The sequence below is a fragment of the Rothia sp. HMSC062H08 genome, assembly GCF_001810775.1.
Taxonomy (GTDB): domain Bacteria; phylum Actinomycetota; class Actinomycetes; order Actinomycetales; family Micrococcaceae; genus Rothia.
Genome location: NZ_KV802665.1, coordinates 133,683 through 157,081 on the forward strand (window position 1 = coordinate 133,683; position 23,399 = coordinate 157,081).

The window sequence follows — 23,399 nt, forward strand, 5'->3', positions numbered from 1 at the left end:
GCTGACGTATCGTCACAATATGACAGGCGTATTCAGGCATAAAAGCCACAGTTACAAGGCAAAAAAGTTCGAATGTTACGTTGAGGTTGAATCCTTAGCTTCCGTGACTACTTACCAGCCTGCAACGGGGGAACATAGGGCGGAAGCTATGCAGGCTCCCTCAATCAGGACTCTTACTCGGGTTCCTACTCGGGCTTCTACTTGAGCTTCTACCGGAAATCTTGCCGAAATTATTGGTGGGAGGCGCATCCCAGCATGTGGAAGGGGAATGCGGCACCCCTCACGTTCCTACACTCGGGTGTGGAATAATAAAACTCGGTACTACTAAACACAGTACAAATTTTTTCAGTACAGATTCTGTGCACCCACACGGTGTACCCTCAGAAGGGGCCACTCGCCCCGCATCCACGGCGGACCGCCGCCACAGCCCGCAATCTATCGGCACCTCAGGAGAGTTCACGTGCTTCTCTACAAATCCACCCAGAAAGCAGTCACCGGAATTCTGCGCACCGTTTTCCGCGCCCGCGTGACCGGTCTCGAGAACTTCCCCGCCACCGGCCCGGTGATTGTCGCCTCCAACCACCTCTCCTTCCTGGACTCCATCATTATTTCCGCCATGATGCCCCGCCGCGTGGCGTTCCTCGCCAAGGCCGAATACGTGAACACCCCCGGCCCGCGCGGCAAGATGATGAAGGCCTTCTTCGAGGCCGTGGACATCATTCCCGTCAACCGCGCCGACCGCTCCGAGTCGCTCAAGGCCCTCGATATCGCCCTGGAGAAGCTGAACGAGGGCAAGGTCTTCGGTATCTACCCCGAGGGCACCCGCTCCCGCGACGGCTACCTCTACCGCGGCAAGATTGGCGTGGCCTGGCTGGCACACATGACCGGTGCACCCGTCGTGCCCGTCGGCCTGATTGGCACCGACCGCCTGCAGAAGCCCGGCTCGAACATGATTTACCCGCGCCGCTTCACGATTCGCGTGGGCAAGCCGCTCTACTTTGAGAAGACCGGCGAGAAGATGAGCGGCAAGCAGCGCCGCGCCACCACCGACACGATCATGGATGAGATCGCCCAGCTGTCCGGCCAGGCGCGAAAGCATGAGTACAACGTTTCGCCCTCAGCCGCACGTGACGCAGGCTAGGGCACGCGCCGCCTATACCGCGTAGACTTAAACCGCGCATTCACGCACCGACCCCCGCGCTTTGGGGGAGATGGGTGCAGGATGCGCGGTTTGTCGTATGCGCGAGCCTGGGATGTCCCCGGTAGCCCAGTAGAGCGAGGAGAAAGTACCCATGGCAGAGCCTTCCAGCTACCGCCCCGCCCCCGGCGAAATCCCCACCGACCCGGGCGTTTACCGTTTCCGCGATGCCGACGGCCGCGTCATCTACGTGGGCAAGGCGAAGAACCTGCGCAACCGCCTCAACAGCTATTTTGCGTCCCCGCAGACGCTGAGCCCGAAGACCTACGCGATGGTGCATACAGCGGCGAGCGTGGAGTGGACCGTGGTGGCGAGCGAGATGGAATCGCTGCAGCTTGAATACACCTGGATTAAGGAGTTTTCGCCGCGCTTCAACATTGCGTTCCGCGACGATAAGTCGTACCCGTACCTGGCGATTACCGTCAATGACGTGTACCCGCGCGCGATGGTCACTCGCGGCGAGCGCCGTAAGGGCGTGCGCTATTTTGGGCCGTACTCGCAGGCGTGGGCGATTCGTGAAACCCTGGATGCGCTACTGCGCGTTTTCCCGGTGCGTACCTGCACGAACGGCGTGTTCAACCGCGCGAAGAATAGTGGCCGGCCCTGCCTGCTCGGCTATATCGATAAGTGCGCGGCGCCGTGCGTGGGCAAGATTAGCGCCGAGGAGCATCGCGAGTTGGCGCGCGGGCTGACCCGGTTTATGGGTGGTGGCGCTGAGAAGCATATCGCCCAGTTGACCGCAGAAATGAAGGCCGCCGCCGCTGATATGGACTTTGAGCGCGCCGCGATTCTTCGTGACGATATTGCCGCGCTGACTAAGGCGTTTGAGCGTAACGCCGTGGTGCTCGGCGCGACCGTGGATGCTGACCTGTTCGCCTACGCTGAGGACGACCTGGAGGCGTCCGTTCAGGTGTTCTTCGTGCGCGGCGGCAGGATCCGCGGCCAGCGCGGCTGGATCGTGGAGAAGGTCAACGACAGCACCGACGCACAGCTCATCGAGCAGCTCATCGCGCAGGTGTACAGCGATATTGCGGCGAGCCTCGACTCCCAGAAGGACGCCGAGAAGAGCCTGAACAGCTACGATATTCCGCGTTCCGTGCTCGTGCCGGTGGAGCCCGAGAATAAGGAGCAGCTGGCGTCCTGGCTGGCGGAGGTGCGCGGCGGCCCCGTGGAGATTAGCGTCCCGCAGCGCGGCGACAAGGCAGAACTCATGAAGACGGTTGCCGAGAATGCGCGCCAGTCGCTGACCCTGCACAAGAGTCGCCGTGCCGGTGATTTGACCACGCGCAGCGCCTCCCTTGTGGAGTTGCAGGAGGCGCTGGAACTGCCCGACCCGCTGCTGCGCATCGAGTGCTACGACATTTCGCATGTGCAGGGCACGAACGTGGTTGCCTCCATGGTCGTCTTTGAGGACGGCATGCCCGCGAAGAACGCCTACCGCACCTACAGCATTACCGGCGACGCTGCGCGTGATGATACCGCCAGCATGTACGACGTCATCACGCGCCGCTTCAAGAGGCACCTGGCGCAGCAGGCGGAACGCGAAGCTGCGCCCGTGCACTCCGGCGAGATTGACGCCTCCACGCCCGAGCCTGCGAAGTTTGCCTACCCGCCGAACCTGGTGCTCGTGGACGGCGGCCCGCCGCAGGTGGCTGCCGCCTCCGCCGCGCTGAGCGACCTGGGCATTACGGACGTGTACGTTGCCGGCATCGCCAAGCGCCTGGAGGAGCTGTGGCTACCGGACGACGACTACCCGGTCGTGCTACCGCGCACCTCGCAGGCGCTGTACCTGGTGCAGCGCATCCGCGATGAGGCGCACCGCTTCGCAATCACCTTCCACCGTTCTAAGCGCGGTAAGGCGATGGTCGCCTCCGCCCTGGATCAGGTGCCAGGCCTGGGCGAGGTGAAGCGTGCCGCGCTGATTAAGCACTTCGGGTCGGTGGCTCAGATTAAGCAGGCGAGCGCTGAGGAGCTGACGGCGGTGCCGGGTATTGGTCCGGCGTTGGCGGAAAAGATTCTAGCGGCGCTGACCTAAGTGTTTGGTGGTGCCGAGGGAGGTGCCGCTCGTCCGGCGAGTGGCTGCAGCACCCCGCCTCGTAATAGCGCTTAACAAACGTGTCATAATTGAAGGAAACCGTCATCATTACGAGCGCGCTATCTTCGCGCGCCCTCAACCAGTAGAGTGGAAACCGTGAGTAATAACCATCTGCGCCTATTCACCAGCGAGTCGGTGACTGAAGGCCACCCCGATAAGATTTGTGACCAGATTTCTGACGCCATCCTTGACGGCATCATCGCCCAGGATCCCGCAGCGAATGTTGCTGTGGAGACCATGGTAACCACCGGGCAGGTGCACGTTGCGGGTGAGGTGACCACCTCTAGCTACGTCGAAATCCCCTCCATCGTGCGCGAGACCATTCTGGGTATCGGCTACGATTCCTCTACCCGCGGCTTCGACGGCGAGTTCTGCGGCGTGTCTGTCTCCATTGGTGAGCAGTCCCCGGACATTAACGCCGGCGTGTACGAGTCCCTCGAGGTTCGTCAGGGCATTGCTGCTGACGAGTACGACCGCCAGGGTGCGGGCGACCAGGGCATCATGTTCGGTTACGCTTCGAACGAGACGAACGTGCTGATGCCCGCCCCGATTTGGCTGGCGCACCGCCTCTCTGAGCGTCTGACCAAGGTCCGTAAGGACGGCCTGCTGACCGAGCTGCGCCCCGACGGCAAGACTCAGGTGACCCTCGGCTACGATTCGAACAATGTGCCTGTCTCTGTGGACACCGTCGTTGTTTCGAGCCAGCACACCGCAAGCTACGACCTGGCTGACCTGCGTGCAGACATTGAGAAGCACGTTATCGCACCGGTTCTGGGCAGCGTCGAGCTGGATTCCTCCAACGCCAAGTTCATTGTGAACCCCGCTGGCCGCTTCGTTCAGGGTGGCCCCGTGGGTGACGCGGGCCTGACCGGCCGCAAGATCATTGTGGACACCTACGGCGGTTCGGCTCGTCACGGTGGTGGCGCGTTCTCCGGTAAGGACCCGTCGAAGGTGGACCGTTCCGCAGCGTACGCAATGCGTTGGGTTGCGAAGAACATTGTGGGTGCCGGTCTTGCTGACCGCGCCGAGGTTCAGGTTGCATACGCTATCGGCCAGGCAGCGCCGGTCGGTCTGTACGTTGAAACCTTCGGCACCGAGAAGGTCGACCCGATCAAGATTGAGAAGGCTGTGCATGAGGTCTTCGACCTGCGCCCGCTGGCAATCATTAACGAACTGGATCTGCGCCGCCCGATTTACAAGAAGACCGCAGCTCACGGCCACTTCGGTCGTACCGAACCGGAATTCACCTGGGAGCGCCTGAACCGCGTGGATGCACTGCGTTCGGCAGTGTCCTCCTCCTAATATCTGTCAGGGTAGAGGAGCACGCTGATTCGGGTGACTCAGAGCAGTTCTGAATCGAACTCTTCGGCACCGTTGGGTGCTCAGCAGGAATCCCTGCAACAGCTTGACCTGTTGCAGGGATTTCCTGCTCTTCGCGATGCCCTGATTCCGGCTGCCCCGGAGCCGGTAAACGTTGCCGCCGAGTTGGAGGCGAGCGGCGTGCCGAACCCTGTGGCGCGTGTGCGCGTGGATAGCACCCTGCCGCAGGTGGACCGCACGTTTGATTACCGTGTGCCCGCCGAGCTGAGTGAGGATGCGGTGCCCGGCGCCCGCGTGCGCGTGCTGTTCAACGGCCACGAGCTGACCGGTTACATTGAGGAGCGCGCCGCTACGACTGATTGGACGCGCACTTCGCTGCTGCCGCTCAAGTCGGTGCTGTCGCGTGTGCCCTCTGTTGCGCCCGAAATTTTTGCGCTTGCCGAGGCGCTTGCCGACCGTTACGCCTCCACGGTGGCGAACGTACTGCGCCTGGCGGTGCCGCCGCGTATTGCCGCGCTGGATAAGAAGTATGCGCCCCTTCTGCCGGGTTATGAGTCGGATTATTTGGGTGTTTCTTCGCATGCGGGTGAGTCTGCTCCGGAGAATGTAGAACCTGAGAACGTAGCTCCCGAGCATGAAGCCTCTGAGCCCGCGGATTCTGAGCCGGCTGCCACCTCCGCGGCCTCTAGCGAAACCGACCCGTACGCCTGGCTTGCCACTCCCGGCGCGCCCGCGCCCTTCGTGCTGGATCCGCCGGCGCTGAACCCGGATGCGCCGGATGCCGCCTCCGTCTTCTCCGATTACGAGAACGGTGCGGAGTTCATTGAGGATGTCGCCGCCGGTGCCGCAACTCGCGCCGTGATGACGGTTCTTCCCGGCCACCTGGAGCACACGTGGGCGGATGTTTTGGCGACTGCTCTCGCTACGGCTGCCGCGAGTGGTCGCGGTGCTATTGCGGTGGTTCCGACCGTTAAGAACCTGGATCTTCTGGAGGCGGCGCTCGCCGAGCGTCTGCCCGCTGACTCGTTTGTGCGTTTGAGTTCTGATTCGACTCCGCATACTCGCTATCACGGTTTTGTGAAGGCGCGTTTGGGTCGGGTTCCGGTGGTGATTGGTACCCGTGCCGCCGCGTATGCGCCGGTGGCTAATCTGGGTCTGGTGGTGTGCTGGGATGATGGCGATTCCTCGCTGTTGGAGCAGCGCGCCCCGTATTGTCATGCCCGCGATGTGTTGCTTCTGCGTGCTTCGGCTGAGAATACTGCGGCGCTGTTTGCCGGGTTCAGTATGAGTAGTGAGGCGGCGCGTCTGGTGCGTACCCGTTGGGCGTCTCATGTGCGTGCGCCGCGTGCGTTGGTGCGTGATTATTCGCCGCGTATTTTTTCGACAGGTTCGGAGTTTGAGTTGGCGCGTGACCCGTTGGCGGCGATGGCGCGTATTCCGCACCTGGCGTTTGAGCATGCTCGTCGGGCGTTGGCGCGTGGTCCTGTGTTGGTGCAGGTGGCGCGTAGCGGTTATATTCCGTCGTTTTCGTGCGAGCGTTGCCGCATGCCGGCGCGTTGTGGCGAGTGTAGTGGGCCTTTGTCGGTGGCTTCGGGTTCGTCGGTTCCGTCGTGTTCGTGGTGCGGTCATTTGGCGCAGCAGTGGCGTTGTTCTGAATGCGGTTTTACGCATTGGCGTTATTCGGCGGCGGGTGCGACTCGTACTGCTGAGGAGCTGGGCCGTGCGTTCCCGAATGTTCCGGTGATTTCTTCGGCGGGTGACCATGTGCGGGCGTCGGTTGGTCCTGAGCCTGCGTTGGTGGTGGCGACTCCGGGTGCTGAGCCGGTGGCTTTTGGCGGCTATGCGGCGGCGCTTCTTCTGGATGCCGATAAGATGCTTCGTTTTGATTCGTTGCGTGCCCCGGAGGCGGCGTTGCGTCGCTGGTTGAATGCGGCGGCATTGGTTCGTCCTGCGGCTCTTGAGGGTACGGTGGTGACGACTGCTTCGCCGTCGCCGGTGGAGCAGGCGCTGGTGCGTTGGGATCCGGCGTGGTTTGCTCGTCAGGAGCTGGAGGAGCGCGCTCAGACGGGTCTGCCTCCGGCGGTTCGTACGGCTGCGGTGACCGGTGCGGAGGCGGATGTTCGCGCCTTCATGGAGGAGTTCTTGGGCTCTTCTGCGTTGCCGGAGCGGGTGCGTGAGCAGCTGCGTATTGTGGGCCCGGTTCCTCTGGATCAGGGGTATTTTGCCTGGTCGGAGTCTCTTGAAGAGGATTCTGAGGAGGCGCCGGTTCAGGGCGATTGGCGTACCCTGATGTTCTTCTCGTACGGCATTGCTCAGCAGGTGACCCGTGAGTTGCGTGCTACGCGTGCAACGATTGCGGCGTTGAAGAAGAACGTGGGGGAGCGCCCGGTTCAGATTCGCTGTGACGGCCTGGATGTGCTGTGATTTTCTAGTCGTGCTGTAGTGTTCTAGTGAGGGGCGGTTTTTGCCCCGGGTTGGGCGTTGAGCACGCGGGTTTGCGGGCGCGCTGTGCGCAGAGGCGAGGAGGTGAGAGGCATGTCGAAGGTGCCTCATCTGCTGAAGGGTAGTGCGCTGCCTGATGGTGAGCAACGGCGGCTGGCTGAGTATGCTTCTGCGCATCCGAGAGCGCCCTGCACCGTAAGGGCCAGCATCACGATGCGGCGGTCTGCTGGTTCACGGTATCGGCTACCAGAATCACGGCGAGACGCTCGCGTATTTTGGCAAGCCTGTGGCGCATAGTGTGCAGACTCTGCTGGCGCTGAACACAGATTCTGTCGCGCTCTCCGAAGAGAACTCCGCCGCGGAGGCTTCTGCGCGGGTTCGTGTTGAGGTGATTCCTGACGGTGATACCCTCCCGCCTGCCGCTGAGGTGAACCCGCTGAGCCACCACAGCGAGTTGACGTATTCGTTGACGATTGAGCGCACGGAGTACCCAGCCGACCCGGTTGAGGAAAGCCCGCAGATTGAGGAGAACTCCGCGCAGGAAGAACTCGCCGAAGCCTCCGAGCCCAAAGAATCTACAAGAATCAGTCTGCCGAAAATTGAACTTCCGAAGGTTGAGTTGCCCAAAGTGGAGTTACCCAAGGTGGAACTGCCTAAAGTGGAGCTCCCTAAGATTGAGCTGCCGAAAATTGAGCTTCCCAAGGTAGAGCTCCCGAACATCGATTTCCCGAATATCGAGCTGCCGAACCTTGAGCTTCCGCACCTGCCTCAGCCGAAGCCGCGCCCGGTTCGCACGGTCACTCGCCGCAGCCTCCTTTTTCAGGAGGGCTTCTGGCGGCCCAGACATTACCGCCCGTTGAAGGAGCATTTGCCCTGGTTGGCGTCGGTTTTGCCGCTGTTTTTGATGTTCTGCTTCTACTATGAGCGCCCCGGCGCGACCTGGCGTGAGCGTGCCGGGCACCTGTTGCGTTCTACGGCGCGGTTTGTGAACGTAGCGCTGTGGCTGGTGCTGGCGGCTATGGCGCTCATGACGTTCCGCGATGCTTTTGTGGCGTCCCTGGGCACTCCGCAGGGTGCATTTACGGGTCTGGCGGCGGCACTCGGCCTGGGTATTGTGGGCTGGGTTTTGGCTCGTCGTGCCCGTGAGCTGTGGGCGCTGGTGAAGGCTATTCCGACGCAGCTGATTCAGACGGCAACCAGCCCGGAGTCGCGCGATTTGGAGCGTATTTATGCGCGTCTGGATCGTCAGCTGGACGATTTGAGTTCCCGTAGCGATGCGGTGGGCATTATTGCTCATTCGCAGGGCGGGTATTTGAGCTATGAGTTGCTGCGTCGTCGTGCGGCGGCGGGTAAGAAGCCGATTCGTTTCTTCTACGGCCTGGGTAGTGGCGTGGTCCCGATTAGCATTATCGCTAGTGACCGCAACGACATTCCGGGGCACCTGGATGCCGCGGGCGGCTACCGTAACCGCGCCATGCTGCTGTGGGTGAGCGCGGTTGCGGCGTTCTCCTGGCTGGTGGAGGCATCCCTGCTGTTTGGTCCGTACCGTTCGCTGCTGCACTATACGATGCTGGTACCCCTAGCGTTGAGCGTGGTGCCGCTGGTTGTGAGTGTGCCGGGTGCCTTCAAGGGTAGGGTGCGTATTGGCCGCAAGAGTGCCCGGGAAAGCGCCTCCGCAAAAACTTCTGCAACTACCTCGGTAAACACCCCGGCGGATGTGCGCCTGGTCAACCCGTACGGCACGCGCGCCTACGTGAAGTGGCTGATTCCGCTGCTCTTCGTGCACGGCGTTTTCATGCTGTACGCGGTGTTCATGCTACTGCTGGCTCAGTTGCGTGTTGAGGGCGCGGTCCCTGAGCTGACCGCCGCCTCCGTGGCGTTTTGGGGCGCGCTGATTCTGGTGCTCATGATGTCGGTGCGTAGCGCCTGCCACCTGTATGTGCGCGCCTACGCGCCGATGCTGCAGGATCTTGATGTGGCTGACCGGTGCGAGATTTCCGCTCGTGGTGACAGCATTGGCAGGTCGAATATTACTCAGCCCGCCGATGTAGACGTCAGCTTTGTGACCCTGCCGGGCCCGTCGGTGAATAGTCACATGCAGTATTTTGATGCGTGTTCGCCGGTGCCGTTGATGCTTGCGCACCGCCTGGTGCCGCATATGATGCCGGAGGGTGAGCAGGCGCAGAAGGCGGCGGCTTTCACCGATATTGGCACGGAACTGAATCACGGTTTTGCGCGCGTGAAGAAGCTGATGCGCACCATGCATTACGGGCTGTATGCGGTGCTTCTGCTGATGCTGTCGGTGCTGCTGAATGTGGCGTCGCCGGTGAGCCTGTCCGCGTTGACGGGGCTTGATACGTCGCGCCTGCATTCGGAGGGATTCGACCGTCTGGTGGCGGATGCTCAGCAGCTGCGTGAGCAGGCGGGTTCTTCGGATCTGCTGCTATGGATTCTGGTCGGCATTTTTGTGGTGGAGGCGCTGCTGATGATGGTGCTTTCGCCGTGGACTCAGCGGCGTTTGCAGCGTGCGTTCATGATGCGCAAGGTAGACCGCACGGGTCAGCTGAGTGAGTTCAATCCTTTGCCGATGGTGACGGCTCTTTTGGGTCTTGATGGTGACGAAGATGAAGCCTTGGCGAGCGCAGGGGAGAAGGGCACGTCGCAAACTTATGCAGCCCAGACTAGTGCGGCACAGGCGAACGGGGCGTAGATTATCCCGTTCGGTGTGGGTGCACATCCGCCATTTTATGCACCTTTGTGCATTTAGTGGTTGGTGATAGTGCTAGGCGCCCCTAATTAGCGTAGTCTCCGTATCCGCGGTAATATATTCAGCACTGCGGATACTATTTCGGCGCTTGTCGAGGTGGTGTTGGCAGTATCTATCACTCAACTTCGCGCACGCTTCACAACCGTGCGCACCAACGAAAGATGAATACTGGTGACTCAGACTATGATCACCCCCGCATACGAACCTGCATGCGGCGGGTCTGCTTCTGTACACAATTACGGCGTCATGCACCCGGACCCCGTGTTGCTTTCCGACATGACCAGCGCAGAACGAGGAGCTGTTTACCGCTACTTGGCGCGCTTCGCTGAGCTGGATGACGCAAAGATTTTCTACGCGTACGGTCACGCTTATGAGCTAGCTCGTAAGGATGCCGAGCGCGGTCTCTACGCAACTATGGCGTAGCCTGCATCGTTAGTTTTTAGAAATGCTGCTGCACTCTGTGTGAGTGCGGCAGCATTTCTGCTTTTCGGGCTGGCTTTCACACTGGCTTTCACTCTGGCTTTCGGGTGGGTTTTAGCTCGGTGGTGAACTCGGCGGTCGCATGCCGCTATGGTGCCCCTGATTTCTTCCTGACAACCGGGAACATGTCCACTATGGGGGCGTTCCCTGATGGTTCTTGAACATTGATTAGCTCTTGGGTAGTTTAGAGGTATCACAACCACTACTGCGAAGAGACTTCCGATGATCTCCGTAGGTTCTTTTCGCGGTGTTGCCTCCGGTAGCGTCTGCATTGTTGCGGCGCTGCCCTAAGAAACGCCCTAAGGAAAGGTACTCACCGATGAGTTTCACCAATATCACCTCTGATTACGAGCCCGAGTTCGGTAGTTCGGCACCGAGCCGCGACAACGGTATTACCCACCCGGACCCTGTTCTGCTGTCCTCGATGACGAAGGCTCAGCGTGGCGCGGTGTGCCGCTACCTGGCTCGATTTGCTGAGCTGGATGACGCGAAGATTTTCTACGCGTACGGTCACGCGGATGAACTGGCTGCGAAGGAAGCAGCTCGTACCGGTAGCTTTACTGCGGTCTAAGGATCTCTGCTCCGGTGCGATGCGGTGAGGCTGCACCTTCCGGATGCGCCCTCAGGGTGCCCGAGCTCTGCGAGGGCGGGTTCCCTGCGTCGGCGCGGAGGAAGTGTGTAGCGAACCGCCGCTGTAAACCTTTACCGCAAGCTGCCCTTGCGAATCGCCGCTGTAAGCCACATATGCTACCCGGCGACCATGAATTGAATATGTAGAATGCCGCCGCACCCTCCCGAGTTTCGGGGGAGTGCGGCGGCATTTCTTTGCCCAACGCAGGCTCTAGAGCCCGCGCACGACCTCCAGCAGTTTGAGTGCCGAATTGCGCCAGGAGTAGCGGCGCACATCCGACAGGCCGTCAATGATGACGCGCTCGCGAACGGCGGTGTCCTCCAGGGAACGGATTGCCTTGACCCAGTTGGCGGCATGCGCCTCCGGGGCGCCGTCAACCGGTGCGAACACGGCGTGCGGCGCAATCTCACGGAAAATCGGGATGTCACTAATCACCGCGGGGCAACCGGCAGCCTGAGCCTCGACCACGGGCAGGCCGTAACCCTCTTCGCGGGAGGCAGTCACCAGGGCGTGCGCCTGGCGGAGCAGCTGCTGGTACTCCTCGTCGCTCACGCCGTTGTGCACCTCCACGTTCTCACCGATGAGGCGTTCGTCGGTGAGCTGCACCAGGCGCTGCGGCGGCATCTTCGACAGCAGGTGCAGGCGGTAATCAGGCAGGGAACGCATCGCCAGCAGTAGGGTTTCTACGTTCTTGTACGGCATAAACGAACCCATGTACACCAGGTGCTTGACGGGCTGCTCTTCGCGGGTGGTGGCGCGCTCCAGCGCGGTCTGGCGGGAGACGACGCTACCGGGCTGCGGGGCGTTGGGCACCACGAACAGCGGCTTGGTGGTCAGCTCGTGCTCACGAATCAGCGAGGCGGTCGACTCAGAAACCGTCACGACCGCGTCGCCGTGATTGAGCAGGAAACGCTGCGGGGTGTAGGTCTTGTGGAAGAGTCGCCAGCCCACGCGCACCGGTGCGGGCAGGAACCCCGGCGGGGTCGGGTGCGAGTAGTAAATCAGGTCGTGCAGGGTGAGGATCAGCTTGAACTTGCGTCCGGTGGAGCCGATAGTCTGCATGGGGGAGAACACCACGTCCGGCGCGTACTTGTTCAGCTGCAGCGAGGCGGTCGGTTCGAGCGGGCCGGTGGGCGAGCAGATTTTCACGTGCGGCAGGTCAGGCAGCATGTCCAGCTGACGCTCGTCGCTGATGATCATGGTGAGGTCGAGGTCGGCGGCGGCTTCGTCACCGGTGTCGATGAGGGTTTTGAGCGCGCCCAGTAGGGAGGCGGTGTAGCGGCTGATACCGTCGTGGAAGCCGATACGGGTGTATCGGGCGTCAACCATGAGTTTCATGTTGGTTCCTTACTTCTCGTTCCCTGAGTGGCCGGCGGCGAAATCGGCGATGAGTTCCGCAGCGCGGCGAGGGGTTTCGTAGTGGATGAGGTGCCCGACTTCGGGGATCATGTCCAGGCGCTCGCGGGCGCCGGTCGAAGTAGCGGGCAGGTCGCGGGAGGTCAGCGTCGCGTACATGGCGCGAGCTGTTTCGGGGGTGCCCAGGTCGTCGTCTTCGGCGACGAGCATCTGCACCGGCACCCGGATGGCGGCAGCGTATTCGGCGGCGGTGTGCGTAATGGACGCTTCGTAGGCGCTGAGCACTCCGCGGCGGGAGCCGAAGGAGCCGAAGTAGGCGGCGTGCTGGCCGTTGATGAAGCGGCGCATTGCCTTGTCTTTGGTGCGCATCATGACTTCGCTGGAGGCGCGGGTAATCAGTTGCGAACGCAGTAGCGGGTAGCCGATTTTTTCGGGCAGTGCCGCGCCGGCGCGGTAGTAGAGGGAGGCAAGACGCGAGGCGACGCGCTGGCTACCTTCAAGGGCGGGTTCGCTAATGGGGTTGATAAGGGAAAGCAACGCGAGCGAGTTCGGGTGTGCGGCGGCGAAGGCGCTGGTGACGATGGAACCGAAGGAGTGGCCGACCACGTGCAGCGGCAGGGGGCGTGCATCCTCGCGGGCGGGGTTGATATGTTCCACGAAGTCGTTCAGCCACGCCACGTACGCGTCGATGCTGTCCTCACCCAGGGTGCTTTCGGGCAGGTCTGCGGAGCGGCCGAAGCCGGGCAGATCGGGGCTGATGATGCTGACGTTCGGGATGAGCTTCAGCAGGTAGTTCGCGATGATTTCGAGACCGTGGTGGTCGCCGCGGAAGCCGTGCACGAGCAGTACGGGGTAGGAGCCTTCGGGAAAGACTCCGTCGTTCATGCCTTTGCCGTACTGCCAGTAGCGGGTCATGACCGCCTGCGCGCCGTCACCGATGAGGGCGTCGTGGCGGGTGCCGGGAATGAGCGGGCCGGGCACGCCCTCAAGAACTGAGGCGTTGGGGGAGTCCGGGGTAACGGTGGAGGTCATGGGTACCTTTCGCGGGTTGGGTACTGGGACGGCAAAGTCCCGTTCTTAATTCTAGGGGAGAAGCCTGAAAGGGCTCTGAAACCCGCCCGCCGCATCGATAATCGCGCGGGTAATCGCGCGGGTGGTGCCGTCCATTTGGTAGTCGGTGCGGCCTCAACTCTGGTGTGGTGCAGGTTTCGCGTTACACTTGGAGGGTTAAGTTTTTATCAACCTGTCTTTATTTAAGGAATCGCTGTGTCTGCTCAGGTAGAGACCGAACGCAACGAAAATGCGTACGACTTCCGCGCTATGGAAGCCAAGTGGCGCCCCTACTGGGACGAAACGAAGGTTTTCCAGCCCACCGGTGACGCCCCCAAGGGCCGCAAGTATGTGCTGGATATGTTCCCGTACCCCTCCGGTGACCTTCACATGGGTCACGCGGAGGCATTCGCTATTGGTGACATGAACGCCCGCTACTTCAAGCAGTGCGGCTACGATGTTCTGCACCCGATTGGCTGGGACTCCTTCGGCCTGCCCGCTGAGAACGCAGCCATTAAGAACGACACTCACCCCAAGGAGTGGACGTACAAGAACATTGAGACTCAGGCTGAGTCCTTCAAGCGCTACGCTATTGCCGCTGACTGGAGCCGCCGCCTGCACACCTCGGACCCCGAGTACTACAAGTGGACTCAGTGGCTGTTCGAGCAGTTCTACAAGAAGGGCCTGGCGTACCGTAAGGACTCCATGGTCAACTGGTGCCCCAAGGACCAGACCGTGCTCGCGAACGAGCAGGTTGTCAACGGTGCGTGTGAGCGTTGCGGTACTACCGTGACTAAGAAGTCGCTGAACCAGTGGTACTTCAAGATCACTGATTACGCACAGCAGCTGCTGGACGACATGGAGCAGCTGGAGGGCAAGTGGCCCGACCGTGTTCTGCTCATGCAGCGCAACTGGATTGGCCGTTCTGAGGGCGCTGAGGTGCGCTTCGAGATTGAGGCGACCGAGGACCAGGCTGCTGAGTCCTTCACCGTGTTCACCACCCGCCCGGACACCCTGTACGGCGCAACCTTCATCGTGGTTGCTGCGGATGCGGCGTTCGCCGAGCAGATCGTGGCACCCGAGCACAAGGCTGACCTGGAGCAGTACCGCGAAGACATTAAGGCACTGAGCGATATTGACCGCCAGTCCTCTGACCGCGAGAAGACCGGCGTGTTCACCGGCCGCTACGCGATTAACCCGCTGACCGGCGCGAAGCTGCCCGTCTGGGCTTCTGACTACGTGCTCGCCGATTACGGTACCGGCGCGATTATGGCTGTGCCCGCGCACGACCAGCGCGACCTTGAGTTCGCCCTGAAGTTCGACCTGCCCATCGTGAAGGTCCTGGACGTTGAGGGTGCTGAGGACCCGGCTACCAGCGGTGTTGCCGCAGCTGGTGACGGCGTGCTCATCAATTCCGGTGAGCTGACCGGCCTGCCGAAGGCTGAGGCGCTCGCTAAGGCTATTGAGCTGGTTGAGGCTGCCGGCACCGGTGAGGGCAAGGTCATTTACCGTCTGCGTGACTGGCTGCTGTCCCGCCAGCGTTTCTGGGGTACCCCCATCCCCGTGATTCACTGTGAGGATTGTGGCGAGGTTCTGGTGCCTGAGGATCAGCTGCCGGTGCTGCTGCCCGATAACCTGCGCGGTGAGCAGCTGGCTCCTAAGGGCCAGTCGCCCCTTGCTGCTGCCGATGATTGGGCGATTGTGCCTTGCCCCAAGTGTGGCAAGCAGGCTCGCCGTGACTCGGACACCATGGACACCTTCGTGGATTCCTCCTGGTACTTCCTGCGTTACGTTTCCCCGAACTACGACAAGGCTCCTTTCGACCCGCAGGCTATGAGCGAGTGGGGTGCCGTCGACATGTACGTTGGCGGTGTGGAGCACGCTATTCTGCACCTGCTGTACGCACGCTTCTTCACCAAGGTTGTTCGCGACCTGGGTCTGATCAAGCACGATGAGCCGTTCAAGGCGCTCATGAACCAGGGTCAGGTGCTCAACGGCGGTAAGGCGATGTCCAAGTCGCTGGGTAACGGCGTGAACCTGGGCGAGCAGCTCGACAAGTTCGGTGTGGACGCTATCCGCACCACCATGATTTTCGCGTCCCCGCCCGAGGATGACGTGGACTGGGCCGACGTTTCTCCCGCCGGCTCGCAGAAGTTCCTGGCTCGCGCATGGCGTGTGGCTCAGGACGTCACCAGCGAACCCGGCGTTGACGCAACCACCGGTGACCTGGAGCTGCAGAAGCTGATTGCTCGCACCGTGCACGAGGTTCAGGGCCTGCTGGATAACGGCAAGTTCAATGTGGTTGTTGCTAAGACCATGGAGCTTGTGAACGCTACCCGTAAGGCTATTGACTCCGGTGCTGGTGCGGCTGACCCGGCTGTCCGTAAGGCTGCTGAGACTATCGCGATTCTGCTGTCTCTGTACGCACCCTACACCGCTGAGGACATGTGGCACGCTCTCGGCCACGACACCCCGGTTCTGACCGCGGGCTTCCCCGAGGTTGACCCGGCTCTGCTGGTGGATGACACCGTCACCGCTATCGTGCAGATTAAGGGCAAGGTCAAGGCTCGCCTGGAGGTTGCAAAGGATATTTCTGAGCAGGAGCTTCAGGAGCTGGCTCTGGCGGATGCTACTGTTCAGCGTTCGATTGGTGACGCCGAGATCCGCAAGGTGATTGTGCGTGCGCCTAAGCTCGTGAACATCGTAATCTAAGCTTTGTAGCTAACTAAGCTTCTTAGATAAAGCACAAGCCCCGCTGTGGCTTCGGTTCGTTTTATGGAACGAACCCGGAGGCGCGGCGGGGCTTGCGCCGTTAACGCGGCCTTTAGCGCGTTGAACCTGGACGTTCTGCTCTGCCGGGGCTATGGTGGTAGAAGCCCACAATGAGACGCCAGACACAATAGTTGTGTCGTGAATATAACCAGCAGGGGAGAGGGACTAATGAGCCAGAAGGATACTCAGCAGAAACATGCTGAGCGGGCACATCCTGCACACGAGCAGGATAATGCGCCCCGCATTGCCGTGGTAACCGATAGCGCCGCCGCCCTTGACCCGGAGCTCGTGCGGCGCCTGAGCGCTTGCGGTAATTTTGTGCTGGTTCCGATGCCGGTGACTATTCGCACGCCCGGTGAGCCGGACCGTCAACTGCAGGACTTGACCGCCGCCGAGGTGGATGAGGCGATTATGCTTGCGCACGTGATGGGTCAGACGGTGAGCACTTCCGGGCCTGCGCCGGGCGTGTTTGCTGATGTGTATGACGATTTGGCGTCGCGAGGTTTTATGCATGTGGTGTCTGTGCATTTGTCCGGCGAGCTCTCAGGTACGGTGGAGGCGGCACGCACCGGTGCCCGCCTGAGCCGCCTGGGTTCCGAGGGCGTGAGCGTGGTGGATAGCCGCACGGTCGCGGGCGCTTACGGTCATGCGGTGGTGCGCGCCCTGGAGGTGCTGAACTCTGCCTCCGCAGGCTTGCGCGTTGAGAATCCGAACCCTGAGTATCCGAGCCCTGACTATCCAACTGCGGCGCAGCTGGTGGACTATATTCAGTCCGTCTGCGAGCAGTCCACGCTCTACTTCTATATCCCGACCCTGGATGCTCTGCGCCGCGGTGGCCGTGTTTCCCCGGCGTTGGCGATGGTGGGTCAGATGTTCCAGATTAAGCCGATTGGAACGATTACCGAGGGCAAGCTGGCGTATGTGGAGCGCCCCCGCACTGCGGCGCGCGCCCTGGAACGCTTGGTGGAGGTGACGGTACAGACCTGCCGCGAGCATCAGCATGCGGCGGCGCTCAGCTCTGCTTCAGTGGGCTCTACTGCCGCCGACCCCGCTAGTTCTTCGCTTGCCGCATCCCCGCGCGGTGAGGTGGTTGCGGTGCATCATGTGGGCAATGCGGCGCAGGCGCTGCAGCTGTATGAGCAGGTTCAGCAGATGCTGGGGGAGAGCTCCCTCGTTCATGATGCCGCCGTTTCTTCGGCGCCGGAGTTTTTGGTGAGTGCGTTGCCGCCGGTGCTGTCGGCTCATTCGGGGCTGGGTGCTGTGGCGCTGGTCGTTTATTAGGATCGTGTACTCGCCGCCTACCCGGCGTGCCCGTGCTGACCCTGTGCTGTGTGCTTGTGCTGTGTGTCCGCGGGGGTGCTCATGCGGTGTCCCGTATGATGCGCCGCGGGCGACACGAAATGCGACACGAAATATGCGCAAATTTGTACATCGGGAGCGTATTTAGCCCTCTTTAAGGCTGTGGTGTGTCTTACTTTGGGGTCGTCTGTTTTTGGGTGAGAATTTGCACCGTGTGCGAGCGCACGGGGCGCCATTGAAACCCATTCGCAGGTGAAAGGGTATTTTTTACCCTCAGATTTTGCCTTGATATGGCGCGGTTTTTAGCAAATGTGCGTTTCATGTGTGTTTATGTTGCCGTGACCGTATCGCAACATTTTCTAAGGGTGAACACAACGCAAAACAACAGAAAACAACGGGTTTTTGCCGGTTTTTATGGCATAACTCACAAAAATTTCTCGATAGAACACACCAAAACACACATAAACTAGGGTAGGATTATTACCAACAACGGCGGAACGCACCGGGCAACATAGAGCACGGACGAATCCGACTAAACCAGAGCCCACAAGGCATCGGATTTGTACACCGCCACCAACGCACTGACAAGGAGATACTCCAGTGACTGTACGCGTAGCAATCAACGGCTTCGGCCGCATCGGCCGCACCTTCTTCCGCGCAGCTCAGACCGAGGGCGTCGGCTTCGAGATCGTCGCAATCAACGACCTCACCGATGTTGAGACCCTGGCACACCTGCTCAAGTACGACTCCATTATGGGTCGCTTCGGCGCAGAGGTCGAGGTCAAGGAAGGCGCGCTGGTTGTTGACGGCAAGGAAATCAAGATCCTCGCTGAGCGTGACCCCCAGAACCTCCCCTGGAAGGACCTGGGCGTTGACGTAGTCCTCGAGTCCACCGGTTTCTTCACCGACGGTACCAAGGCAAAGGCACACATCGAGGCTGGCGCTAAGAAGGTTATCCTCTCCGCTCCCGGTAAGAACATCGACGGCACCTTCGTCATGGGCGTGAACGACGACCAGTACGATGCAGCTAACCACCACATCGTCTCCAACGCATCCTGCACCACCAACTGCCTCGCTCCGATGGCTAAGGTTCTGAACGACGCATTCGGCATCAAGCAGGGTCTGATGACCACCATCCACGCATACACCGCTGACCAGCGTCTGCAGGATGCTCCCCACCGCGACCTGCGCCGTGCACGCGCAGCAGCTGTGAACATGGTCCCCACCTCCACCGGTGCAGCAGCAGCTGTTGGCCTGGTTCTGCCCGAGCTGAAGGGTAAGCTGGACGGCTTCGCAGTCCGCGTTCCCACCATCACCGGCTCCATCACCGACCTGACCTTCACCGCTGAGCGCGAGGTCACCGTTGAGGAAGTCAACGCAGCAGTCAAGGCAGCAGCTGAGGGCCCCATGAAGGGCATCATCAAGTACAACGAGGACCCCATCGTCTCCAAGGACATCGAGGGTGAGTCCATCTCCACCGTCTTCGACGCACCGCTGACCAAGGTCATCGGCGATCAGGTGAAGGTTATCGCTTGGTACGACAACGAGTACGGCTACGTTTCCCGCCTCGTGATGTTCACCAACAAGGTTGTGGCTTCCCTCTAAGCCTTCTGGGCTTCGACGCATAGCTAAGCGTCATAGAGCGTGACTAACGCATATAGTGAACCCCGGCACCACCGCTTTACGCGGGGGAGTCGGGGTTTGCTGTACCAAGGCTCTTTTGCAGGGGTCTTGAATAAAACCCTTAACGATGTATAAACATACTATTTTCTATCGCTCATTTTGAGTCAGAAATACCGTAAGGGAGTAGAGGATAGAAAGGGTGAAAATCCGCGGTATTCTGCGGAGAAACACCTTATAAAAGCTTATTTTTTAGGCTGTCAAAACCCCTATTCTTCGGTATGATTGAAACGGTATATAAACCCACCTAACCAGGAGGAAATCCCATGGCTAAGGCACTGTCCGAACTGCTCGAAGAAGGCGTCGCAGGCCGCCACGTCCTCGTTCGCTCCGACCTGAACGTACCCCTGAAGGACGGCGTCGTCACCGACGACGGCCGCGTCCGCGCATCCCTGCCCGTGATTGAGAAGCTCGCCAAGGCTGGCGCACGCGTCATCGTCACCGCACACCTGGGCCGCCCCAAGGGCAAGGTCGACCCCCAGTACTCCATCGCACCGGCGGCAGCACGCCTGGCCGAGCTCGCCTCCGTGCCCGTGAAGGTCGCCACCGACCTGGTCGGCGAGGACGCCAAGGCTAAGGCCGCAGGCCTGGCCGACGGCGAGGTCCTGGTTCTCGAGAACGTCCGCTACGACGCTCGCGAGACCTCCAAGGATGACGCAGAGCGCGGCGAATTCGCTGACGAGCTGGTTGCACTGACCGGCGAGAACGGTGCATACGTGAACGACGCCTTCGGTGCGGTTCACCGCAAGCACGCTTCCGTGTACGACGTTGCTAAGCGTCTGCCCGCATACCTGGGTGACCTGGTGAAGAAGGAAGTTGACGTTCTGGCTAAGACCCTGAATGACCCTGAGCGTCCCTTCGTGGTGGTCATGGGCGGCGCTAAGGTGTCCGATAAGCTCGCCGTGATTGACAACCTGATTGGTAAGGCTGACACCATCCTGATTGGTGGCGGCATGGGTTACACCTTCGCCTACGCACACGGCTACGAGGTGGGCAAGTCCCTGCTCGAGAAGGACCAGGTTGAGAACGTTCTGCGCTACCTGAAGGAAGCCCCCGAGAAGGGCACCGAGATCATTACCGCTGTGGACGTGGTCTGGGCTGACGACTTCTCCGCAGACGCTAACACCGAGATTCGCCCCATTGAGGACCTGACCGGCGGCAAGCTCGGCGCAGAGGCTGAGGGCCTGGACATCGGCCCCAAGACCCGCGAGATTTTCGCTGAGAAGATTAAGGGCGCAAAGACCATCTTCTGGAACGGCCCCGTGGGTGTGTTCGAGATCGCTCCGTTCGCTGAGGGTACCCGCGCGGTGGCCGAGGCTATCGTCGAGTCTGATGCGTTCTCCATCATTGGTGGTGGCGACTCCGCATCTGCAGTCCGTAACCTGGGCTTCAAGGACGAGCAGTTCGGCCACATCTCCACCGGTGGCGGCGCTTCCCTCGAGTACATCGAGGGTAAGACCCTGCCTGGTCTGGAGGCACTGGGCGCCTAATCCGGGTGGCCTAGCCTGACTGCGTGATTTGAGCGCAGAGTTTTAGCGTGAGACCTCTGTCGGGGCGGTATTTCGGTACCGTTCCGGCGGGGGTTTCTGCGTGCCCACTCATGCCCGGTCCATCTTATGTGGGCAGGATGCGGGGCTGTTTCCTGGCTATTTGCTGTGGATTCCCTGGGTTTGCGGCTTGTATCGGAGGCGTGTGGAACCGACTCTAATAGACTAGGAATGTAGGGTTCCCCGCCGTTCGTAGGACACGTCTGTTGCACCCGGTGGAGGACTGCAACTCCAGAAAATACATCGCGGTATTTTACGAAAGCCGTGGAGGAACACTAATGACCACGAACAACGATGGCAATTCAGTCAGTCAGACTCCGGAGCAGAACCCTGCGCAAACCCCTGAACAAAACCCTGAGAAGAAGCGCTTTTCCCGACGAACCCTGGGATATGCCGGCGTAGGTGTTCTGACGGCTGCGGTTGTTAGCCGGTGCACGGGCCTGATTAAGACTCCGGAGGAGCTTGAAGAGGACCGTAAAAAGAAGCAGGAAGCTGAGGAGAAAGAACGGCAGGCTCAAAAAGATCGGGCTTTGGCGGCTCTTGAACCGGATCAAGAATTCGTGGGGGTAATCGATAAGTCTTATCTGTATAAAGATGTTCCTCTTACGTATACCGCCTACGAAAGCCGCGGTGAGTTTGTGCCCGCGACTGAGGAGCATCCTGCACAGAATGTACCGTACCCTGTACCTCAACCGGAGATGTACGAATATAATCTTCAGGGTTTTCTGACCTTCATGGGGTATTTTTCTGCGGCACTCAACTACTTCTATTACACGGGATATACCGAGCCCCTGTCGAAGGTTGTTGAACCGGAGGCTGTCCTTCCTGAAACAATTCTTCGCCTGTACCGAGAGAACCGCGGATGGGTTATATCGAAAGAGGACGTGTGTAAGGCGTGGATTTATTTCCCAACGGGTAGTTCGGATCGTCTATCAATGTCGGAGCGGAATGGCCGACACATCATGTCGTGCTTGATAGGGGTATCTAAAGAATCCTATAGAGGGTATTTCTATATTCCGAGCATCGGCGAAAAATTATCTCTTTACAAATATCGGAGTCCTCTGGGGCGAGAATCATCGTACGACGATGGAGAGTGGATGGAAGCTGAGCATCTGAACGGCATGTGGACCCTGTTGAAGAAGGACGAGGACTGGACACCGATGTACCCCGTAGATGTTCCTCGTACCGGTGAATCCTAAGATTTGGTTCTAAACATCCAAAGATGAGTGTAAGGAAGAAGACAATGATAGACAGCAAAAAATTGCCTAAGGAATTTATATACATGGATGATTTCTCTGGCGAGTATTCGTTAGCAACCACTCGTTTAACCGGCGAGTATATTCCAGCTGATCAGAATCATCCAGCATATTCTGCACCTATCCCAGATTACGCTTACTTATATGATTCAGTAACTAGCTTTGTGCGGGAGCTTTTTAATTACATCTATTATTACTCCTGCCAGAATTACGTGCTTTTAGCGTCTGATATACGGGGTTTAAAAGACCCGTGGAGTGAGGACGAGATCTTTTTCCCAGCTATCCTAGATCTCTTTGAAGAGGGTAAAGGGTGGGTAATTACACCTGATACTAGGATTCTCAGCCTGCACGTTCTCGAGGGTCGACCGCGCATCACGAATTCGGGGCAAGAGGTGACTGAGTGGAAGGTTCGATTTGATATTCACCCCGAGGCAAAAGTGTATCGAAAAGACACCGGAGAGATGCATCCCATCGCTGAATTTGATACGCGTGGCCTGCTTCGTGACGGATCAATACACGGCACGATGAAAACGGTGAGTACAAAAGGAGAAAATCCAATAATCAGTTTTATCCCAGAAGGTACCAACAATGCGTCAGAGGAGAAGACATCATGAGTATCAACAGCGGTCCTAACCCGTATCCTACCTCGTATTCCGACCCATATTCCCGGTCCAATTATCAGCCTGAACCTTGGAAAGGTCGTCCCGTTAGTCGCCGTGTCTTTTTAGGCAGAGTGGGCGTAGGCGTTCTGGGTGCTGGGTTGCTTGTTTCTGCCGGGTATCGTGCCGGTGTGCTGGGGTCGTACGATGAGCAGCTGGAAGCGCGTAGACGTTTGCGGCACCAGAGATATATAGACATGGAGCCGAAGCAGCAATACGACTATCAGGAGGAGCTCGGAAAAACTAGTGAATCGCTCATCTACACGGCGTATGAGCGTAATGGGCGGTATGTTCCTGCAACGGAAAAGCGCGCGGCGCAGAATGTTCCCTACCCGGTATTACACCCGGGTATGAATAAGTACACTAGGTCTGGGTTATACGTTTTTATCGCTTACTATTATGCGTCTCTGAATTACTTTTACGCCGCTGGGGATACTGAGCCTCTTTCTAAAATTGTGAAGCCAGAAGACGTTATTGAACCTGGAATTCTCCGACTTTATCAAGAAAAACGCGGATGGCTTGTTGCTGATGGTGACGTATATGAAAATCTCTCAATAAGTAGAGGCAGTTTCTATCCGAATGTGGAATTCAAGTCCACCAAGCGAAATATTTTTGAATTCAGTATTACGGATGCTTACAAGTCTAAGACGCCGTATTTCTTTGTTCCTGAGACAGGTGAAAGGTTTAATCTTGAAAATTATAAGCCGGTGGAAGAAACTCGTCCCGGTTTGTATGTAGAAAATTTAAAAGGGCGATGGGTTTTGATTAATAATGGAAAGGATTTGATGCCTCTATATCCTCCCGGTTTTCATAAAATAAGATACTAAATCGATGGGTGGGAGTCGCC

16 protein-coding genes are annotated in these 23,399 nt (G+C 59.4%); 14 read left to right on the plus strand and 2 right to left on the minus strand.

The window, feature by feature from the left end:
* The first annotated feature begins 460 nt into the window (after positions 1-460).
* The 7 genes from HMPREF2765_RS03250 (at position 461) to HMPREF2765_RS03280 (ending at position 10,873) form a co-directional block, all read left to right on the plus strand.
* Positions 461-1,141, plus strand: a complete 681-nt coding sequence (locus HMPREF2765_RS03250) for a lysophospholipid acyltransferase family protein (protein WP_070604247.1) — start codon at positions 461-463, stop codon at positions 1,139-1,141.
* 151 nt (positions 1,142-1,292) lie between these two features.
* A complete protein-coding gene (gene uvrC / locus HMPREF2765_RS03255) occupies positions 1,293-3,233 on the plus strand; it encodes an excinuclease ABC subunit UvrC (protein ID WP_049349725.1) in 1,941 nt (646 codons plus the stop codon).
* Between the two features lie 156 nt (positions 3,234-3,389).
* A complete protein-coding gene (metK, locus tag HMPREF2765_RS03260; RefSeq protein WP_049353130.1) occupies positions 3,390-4,595 on the plus strand; it encodes a methionine adenosyltransferase in 1,206 nt (401 codons plus the stop codon).
* 33 nt (positions 4,596-4,628) lie between these two features.
* Positions 4,629-7,037 carry a primosomal protein N' family DNA-binding protein gene (locus HMPREF2765_RS03265; RefSeq protein ID WP_070604248.1) on the plus strand — a complete coding sequence of 803 codons (2,409 nt, stop codon included), beginning with the start codon at positions 4,629-4,631 and terminating at the stop codon, positions 7,035-7,037.
* Between the two features lie 316 nt (positions 7,038-7,353).
* Positions 7,354-9,765: an aconitase gene (locus tag HMPREF2765_RS03270; protein WP_246824915.1), complete on the plus strand. Its 2,412-nt coding sequence runs from the start codon at positions 7,354-7,356 to the stop codon at positions 9,763-9,765.
* A 228-nt stretch (positions 9,766-9,993) separates the two neighbouring features.
* On the plus strand, positions 9,994-10,245 hold the full coding sequence (locus HMPREF2765_RS03275; RefSeq protein ID WP_044143859.1) for a hypothetical protein: 252 nt from the start codon (positions 9,994-9,996) through the stop codon (positions 10,243-10,245).
* Between the two features lie 376 nt (positions 10,246-10,621).
* Positions 10,622-10,873 carry a DNA mismatch repair protein gene (locus tag HMPREF2765_RS03280; RefSeq protein WP_070592960.1) on the plus strand — a complete coding sequence of 84 codons (252 nt, stop codon included), beginning with the start codon at positions 10,622-10,624 and terminating at the stop codon, positions 10,871-10,873.
* Between the two features lie 270 nt (positions 10,874-11,143).
* On the opposite strand, the gene HMPREF2765_RS03285 is transcribed toward HMPREF2765_RS03280, so the two are convergent.
* Together HMPREF2765_RS03285 and HMPREF2765_RS03290 are read right to left on the minus strand one after the other, a co-directional pair.
* The gene (locus HMPREF2765_RS03285; RefSeq protein WP_070592962.1) at positions 11,144-12,271 is read right to left on the minus strand and encodes a glycosyltransferase family 4 protein; all 1,128 of its coding nucleotides are present in this window, start codon (positions 12,269-12,271) and stop codon (positions 11,144-11,146) included.
* A gap of 9 nt (positions 12,272-12,280) precedes the next feature.
* Entirely contained in the window at positions 12,281-13,321 is a 1,041-nt protein-coding gene (locus HMPREF2765_RS03290; RefSeq protein WP_070604249.1) for an alpha/beta fold hydrolase, read from the minus strand.
* Positions 13,322-13,555: 234 nt separating this feature from the next.
* On the opposite strand from HMPREF2765_RS03290, the gene leuS reads away from it, so the two are divergent.
* The 7 genes from leuS (at position 13,556) to HMPREF2765_RS03325 (ending at position 23,379) form a co-directional block, all read left to right on the plus strand.
* A complete protein-coding gene (leuS, locus tag HMPREF2765_RS03295) occupies positions 13,556-16,051 on the plus strand; it encodes a leucine--tRNA ligase (RefSeq protein ID WP_070604250.1) in 2,496 nt (831 codons plus the stop codon).
* A gap of 228 nt (positions 16,052-16,279) precedes the next feature.
* On the plus strand, positions 16,280-17,392 hold the full coding sequence (locus HMPREF2765_RS03300) for a DegV family protein (protein WP_210390874.1): 1,113 nt from the start codon (positions 16,280-16,282) through the stop codon (positions 17,390-17,392).
* Between the two features lie 618 nt (positions 17,393-18,010).
* A complete protein-coding gene (gene gap / locus HMPREF2765_RS03305) occupies positions 18,011-19,015 on the plus strand; it encodes a type I glyceraldehyde-3-phosphate dehydrogenase (RefSeq protein ID WP_070604251.1) in 1,005 nt (334 codons plus the stop codon).
* A gap of 341 nt (positions 19,016-19,356) precedes the next feature.
* The gene (pgk, locus tag HMPREF2765_RS03310) at positions 19,357-20,580 is read left to right on the plus strand and encodes a phosphoglycerate kinase (protein ID WP_070604252.1); all 1,224 of its coding nucleotides are present in this window, start codon (positions 19,357-19,359) and stop codon (positions 20,578-20,580) included.
* 335 nt (positions 20,581-20,915) lie between these two features.
* Positions 20,916-21,836, plus strand: a complete 921-nt coding sequence (locus tag HMPREF2765_RS03315; protein WP_070604253.1) for a DUF6318 family protein — start codon at positions 20,916-20,918, stop codon at positions 21,834-21,836.
* Positions 21,837-21,919: 83 nt separating this feature from the next.
* Entirely contained in the window at positions 21,920-22,507 is a 588-nt protein-coding gene (locus HMPREF2765_RS03320) for a DUF6318 family protein (RefSeq protein ID WP_246824916.1), read from the plus strand.
* Complete coding sequence (locus tag HMPREF2765_RS03325; protein ID WP_141749077.1) at positions 22,504-23,379, plus strand: DUF6318 family protein; 876 nt, start codon at positions 22,504-22,506, stop codon at positions 23,377-23,379. Before HMPREF2765_RS03320 ends, HMPREF2765_RS03325 begins: the two co-directional genes overlap by 4 nt.
* Positions 23,380-23,399 lie beyond the last annotated feature (20 nt).